We start from the raw sequence: 5,045 nt of genomic DNA on the forward strand, positions 1-5,045 counted from the left end.
GTCCCTGCAACTGTAAGCGGCGAGCGCGATGCACATCGCTTCCCCCTTCGGGCGGGAGCAGCCACTGGGCCGGACGCTAAGTCATGCGGGGCCTGGGAAGGCCGTGCATCAAGCTGTGACCCGCGAGCCAGGAGACCTGCCGGCGCTTGGTCGCTCTTGCTGCGGTCCAGGGGATGGCCATGGCACGGTAAACCTCCGTCTGAGCGACGAATCGATGTGACTGGGTCTTTCAGCGGCCCCGGCGTTGCGGGCGCGCGCCAAGAGAAAGCTGCTGACCACCTCACGTGGCGACTTGGTCTTGGTTCGTGGCGTCCGGACCGGAGACACCTGCAATGCAAATGTCATATAATGCCTAACCTTATGGCCATCCGCCGCTTGGTCACCCTCAAGAAAGACAATGACCATTTGGTCGTAGAGGTAGACCTCGATGGGCCGATGCCGATTGGCCTTGTGGTCCATAAGGGCGAGCGCGACGCTACCATGCGGCTACTCATGGCGAAGAGTGGCAGCGCAATCGACAAACCCGGAAGAGTTTGCAGATTTCAACCCGATCAGTTGGGCTCTGCTGAAATGCTTGTCGATGAGCTTCGCGACAGGCTCCGCCGGATCGCTTCGAAACCCCTTAGGCCGCGTTGACAAAAGGGATTCCCATTCGTCCCGACTTCTGATTCAAGACTGCTTTTTGAGGAGCAGTCATGGGTCGTGGGGACTTGTCGGATGCGGAATGGGAGCTGATTGGGCCGCTGCTGCCGCCTGAGCGAGGTCGCTGGGCGCGACCGGCGGGCGATAACCGGCGCTTCCTCAACGGCATGCTCTACGTGCTGAGGGTCGGCTGCCCCTGGCGCGATATGCACGAGCGATACGGCAAGTGGAACTCGGTTTATGTCCGGTTCCGGCGCTGGGCCGAACAGGGCGTCTGGGATGCGCTGCTTCAAACGCTGGTCGACCTGGGACTGACCGACGACTGGCAGCACATGATCGACAGCACATCCGTTCGCGGCCACGTCTCGGCAGCGGGCGGAAAAGGGGGGCTTGTGCGAACGCTCTTGGTCGATCACGCGGCGGCTTTACGAGCAAAATCCACGCCCGATGCGACAATCAAGGACTGCCTCTCGGCTTCATCCTGACCGGCGGCGAGGTCTCCGATTACACCGCTGCTGAGCCGCTCATGGAGATACCCATCGCAGCGCCCAAGGCGCTGCTGGCAGACAAGGGCTATGACGGTGACCGCTTCCGGGAGAGCTTGCTGATCCGGGGTATCCTGCCAATCATCCCACCCCGTTCGAACCGCAAGGTGCCCGAGCATCCCGACTATCGCCGCTACCGAGACCGCAACCGCGTCGAGCGCATGTTCGGCAAGCTCAAGCAGCAGCGCCGCATCGCCACCCGCTACGACAAGACCGTCCTATCCTTCGAAAGCTTCCTCAACCTCGCCGCCACCCGCCTATGGCTCAAGTCTTTTGTCAACACGGCCTAAGGCACCAGCACATGGAGTCCCGTATGACACGTAATGTTTCCATCCAAACCTACCTGCCCAAGCACGTCGCGGCTTGGGTTCAGGATGAAGCCAACCGCGCCAAACAGAGCCGCAGCCAGTGGATCGGCGCCATCGTCACGGATTTGTTCCAGGGACAAGAGCTGCGTGAGGAGGCGAGGCAGAACGCCGAGTTCATCAAGCGCCGGATCGTCTTCATCATGTGCGCTCTCGATGGCCTTCTGCTAGCCCATCCCGATGCCACACTCCGCACGAAGGTGCATGAGGCGCATAAGCGGCAGCTCGACAAGCTTGCGCAGGAGCATGGAGAATGAAGCGCCGGGGAGCCAAGTCGCCTGCCAGCGACGAGCAGCTGGCGCTCCCGTTCGATCGTCGCCCCGAGGCAACCAGGACCAACGGCGCAGAGCCGCTCGCCGTCCGGATTCCCGATGCCGTGCGGATGACCGGAATAGGCCGGTCGAAGCTCTACGAGTTGATCGCCTCGGGCGACCTGGAAACGATCAAGATCGGCAGGTGCACCTTGGTGACGGTCGATGCGCTCAAAGCCCTTCTGGCCAATGCACGGGCCACCAACCATAAGGAAGGTCGGTGAGCATCGAAACACGGTCAGCAGCGGTTGAGTTCTGATCGAGGGCCAAGCCGAAGCGCGAAACGGTATTTTTGACGGTATCGAATTCGCGAATCAGGGCAGCAAACCGTTGTGATGTAACGCCTTGTCGATACATCACGGTCCCTGAGGAAGGCATCGTCCCCGGCGGCGGCACGGCGCTGCTCTACGCCACCAAGGCGCTCGACGGGCTGAAGGGCGCGAACGAAGACCAGACCCGCGGGATCGACATCATCCGCAAGGCGATCACCTCGCCGATCAAGCAGATCGCCCAGAACGCCGGTCATGATGGCGCGGTGGTCGCGGGCAACCTGCTGCGCGAGAATGACGAAACGCAGGGCTTCAACGCTGCGACCGACGTCTACGAAAACCTGGTCAAGGCCGGCGTGATCGACCCGACCAAGGTCGTGCGCACCGCGCTGCAGGATGCGGCCTCGGTTGCAGGCCTGCTGATCACCACCGAAGCGGCGATCGTCGAGCGTCCGGAAGACAAGCCGGCCGCCCCCGCGATGCCCGACATGGGCGGGATGGGTTTCTGAGCCTAAGGCGGGCGGGCCAGCCACGGTTGACCCGTCCACGCCGCAGGCCGGCCAGCGGGGCGCCTCGCGCCCCGTCTGACGCCTCGGGCTTTGCCCGAGGCGGCCTGATCGAAGCACAAGCAGAAAGAAAACCCCGGCGGATCGCTCCGCCGGGGTTTTCCTTTTTTGCCAACCCGAGGGTCGGCCCCGCGCCCTTATTATTTCTTTATTTGCGCAACCGCGCCAGAACAGCATCGAGCGACACCATTCCGCCGCCCCGGCTGACCAGCACCAGCGCCATCGCCGCCCACAGGCTGTGGGTCGGCCACCAGGCTTCGGGGAAGATCAGCAGCTGGATCACCAGTGTCATCACCAGCAACCCCAGTGCCGACAGCCGGGTCAGCAGCCCGAAGGCAACGAGGATCGGCAGCAGGAATTCGGCATAGACCGTGACCGGCACCACGAGCTCGGGGGAGACGGGCAGACCGAATTCCTCGAACAGGAAGTATTGCGTCTCATCGACGGTCAGCCAGCTGCCCTCGACCACCTTGGTCCTGCCCGAGCGCCAGAAGACGCCCGCGAGGGCAAGGCGGGTGAGCAGCAGGGCGCCGCTTTCCACCCATTGGCCCGCAAGCCACTGCACGACCCGGTCATAGGCCGAAAGGATGCTCCGCATGGAAGGTGCCCCGCCCGGTCAGGTCAGCGCTGGATCGGCGTGAGCGAGCCATTGCCCTTGGGGGTCTTGGTCGTCACGCAGGTGCCCTTGGCGACGAGCTTCCAGGCGTTGCCCTGATAGTCGCGGGTCGAGGTGCCCGAGCAGCTGGTGCCGGGGCCCGCAGCGCAATCGTTCTGGCCCGCCTTGGCGATGCCGTAGCACTTTTCCATCGCCGGCTTGCTCTGGGCGGTGGCAGGGGCAGTGGCGGCGAGACCCGCAGTGATCCCGGCGGCGAGCGCGAGGCTGGCGGCGCGGGCGAAAGTGGCATTGTTCATATAAGGCTCCCGGATAATGGTTTGGCATTGAAGGTATGGCAAAGTCTCTTGCATTGCTGCTGGACTGGCCATTGTTTCGGTGCCGGGGACCAGGTTGTTACAAGCGGGATAAAAAGCTTTCGAGATGTAACCTTTGATTGGCTGCTCCCGAAAAAGCCCGTGCCATGGGGCACTCATCCTTGAGGGAGAAAAGCAATGATCATGAACAAGAAGTCCGCATTCGCCGCCGCCGCCGCCGTCATGGCGCTTTCGTCCGCTGCCGCTTTCGCCGCCGATGCCCCCGCCGGGAGCAAGGGTGCAGCGGTCAGCGGTGACGACACCGTGCATTGCTACGGCGTCCACAGCTGCAAGGGCAATTCTGACTGCGCGACCGCCGAAAACGCCTGCAAGGGCCAGAACGCCTGCAAGGGCCACGGCTTCAAGGCGATGAAGGCGGGCGAATGCCTCACCAAGGGCGGCACGATCGGCGACATCGGCGCCTGATTTCTGCCTGGCACGGCCCGGCGTGCTTGTTTCGACCCGATACAAGCCAGCGCCGGGCCATGCCTTCCTGTTCGAAAGCCCGGAACTCCATGCCCACCGCCATTCCATCGTTCTCCGGTTTCGGCCTGGGCTTGCGACGCGAACATTATGCCGACTTTCTCGATGGCGAAGTGCCGGTCGATTTTGTCGAGGTGATTTCCGAAAATTTCATGGTTGACGGCGGCCGCCCGCTGGCGACGCTGGAGCGGGTGCGCGAAAAGCACCCCGTGATCCTGCACGGCGTATCGATGTCGATCGGATCGGCGCAGGGGCTTGACCGCGATTATCTCGCGCGGCTGCGCAGCCTTGCCGAGCGGACTCAGCCGCTGTGGGTGTCCGACCATCTGTGCTGGACCCGCACCAGCGCGCACAACAGCCATGATCTGCTGCCGATGCCGTTCACGCAGGAGGCTTTGCAGGTCGTGTGCGACAATATCGACCACGCGCAGGACGCGCTTGGTCGGGCGATGCTGATCGAGAACCCTTCAAGCTATCTGACCTTCCCCGAAGACGAGATGATGGAATGGGAATTCATCGCCGAAATGGCGAGGGCCACGGGCTGCTTCCTGCTGCTTGATGTCAACAATATCTAGTCTCAAGCAGATTGAGAAGCTGTTGTCGCTCACCCCCGCCGAACGCAACCGGTGGTCGAAAGATGGCCGACTGCAAATTTCCGGGACATCCAAAATACGCCGAGGGGACAACCTCATTTCGCTCGCGACCTATAATGTGGATGCGGTGGAACGGTTGCTTGAAAACCCTGCCATCGTTGAGGCTTGGCGTCGTTCCGATGTCAGTCGTTAAGGGATTGGCTTTCGGGCGACTTTCGACTAGTGGATCAACGTCAACGGTTGAAGACCGTTGTCAACAGATCGCGCCGGTGCCCGAGAGGGCTTAATTCGGGAACACGGTG

Annotated in this window: 6 protein-coding genes, 3 pseudogenes and 1 riboswitch; of the genes and pseudogenes, 7 read left to right on the plus strand and 2 right to left on the minus strand. The window is 62.4% G+C overall.

Annotated features, from left to right (window positions below; translation table 11 throughout):
- Positions 1-159: riboswitch (cobalamin riboswitch) on the plus strand. This riboswitch is flagged as partial in the annotation.
- Positions 160-695: 536 nt separating this feature from the next.
- The 4 genes and pseudogenes from AX692_RS18940 to AX692_RS06690 all read left to right on the plus strand — a co-directional run.
- Positions 696-1,477: pseudogene (locus tag AX692_RS18940) on the plus strand (IS5 family transposase).
- Between the two features lie 11 nt (positions 1,478-1,488).
- Positions 1,489-1,809: a hypothetical protein gene (locus AX692_RS06680; protein ID WP_073977601.1), complete on the plus strand. Its 321-nt coding sequence runs from the start codon at positions 1,489-1,491 to the stop codon at positions 1,807-1,809.
- A complete protein-coding gene (locus AX692_RS20675) occupies positions 1,806-2,087 on the plus strand; it encodes a helix-turn-helix transcriptional regulator (protein ID WP_155646277.1) in 282 nt (93 codons plus the stop codon). Before AX692_RS06680 ends, AX692_RS20675 begins: the two co-directional genes overlap by 4 nt.
- Before the next feature lie 143 nt (positions 2,088-2,230).
- Positions 2,231-2,641, plus strand: a pseudogene (locus AX692_RS06690) (TCP-1/cpn60 chaperonin family protein); the annotation flags it as partial.
- Positions 2,642-2,846: 205 nt separating this feature from the next.
- Here AX692_RS06690 and AX692_RS06695 read toward each other — a convergent pair.
- Together AX692_RS06695 and AX692_RS06700 are read right to left on the minus strand one after the other, a co-directional pair.
- Positions 2,847-3,296, minus strand: coding sequence for a DoxX family protein (locus AX692_RS06695; RefSeq protein ID WP_073977603.1), 450 nt, complete (start codon positions 3,294-3,296; stop codon positions 2,847-2,849).
- A 23-nt stretch (positions 3,297-3,319) separates the two neighbouring features.
- The gene (locus tag AX692_RS06700; protein ID WP_073977604.1) at positions 3,320-3,610 is read right to left on the minus strand and encodes a DUF2282 domain-containing protein; all 291 of its coding nucleotides are present in this window, start codon (positions 3,608-3,610) and stop codon (positions 3,320-3,322) included.
- Between the two features lie 201 nt (positions 3,611-3,811).
- Here AX692_RS06700 and AX692_RS06705 point away from each other — a divergent pair, with 201 nt between their 5' ends.
- From AX692_RS06705 to AX692_RS20045, 3 genes and pseudogenes are all read left to right on the plus strand, one after another.
- Complete coding sequence (locus AX692_RS06705; protein WP_419470594.1) at positions 3,812-4,093, plus strand: hypothetical protein; 282 nt, start codon at positions 3,812-3,814, stop codon at positions 4,091-4,093.
- 89 nt (positions 4,094-4,182) lie between these two features.
- Positions 4,183-4,722 (plus strand): annotated as a pseudogene (locus tag AX692_RS06710) (DUF692 domain-containing protein); the annotation flags it as partial.
- Between the two features lie 25 nt (positions 4,723-4,747).
- A complete protein-coding gene (locus AX692_RS20045; RefSeq protein ID WP_196491773.1) occupies positions 4,748-4,936 on the plus strand; it encodes a hypothetical protein in 189 nt (62 codons plus the stop codon).
- The last annotated feature ends 109 nt before the right edge of the window (positions 4,937-5,045 follow it).

It is taken from the genome of Erythrobacter donghaensis, from assembly GCF_001557325.1.
In the GTDB taxonomy this organism is placed as follows: Bacteria; Pseudomonadota; Alphaproteobacteria; order Sphingomonadales; family Sphingomonadaceae; genus Erythrobacter; species Erythrobacter donghaensis_B.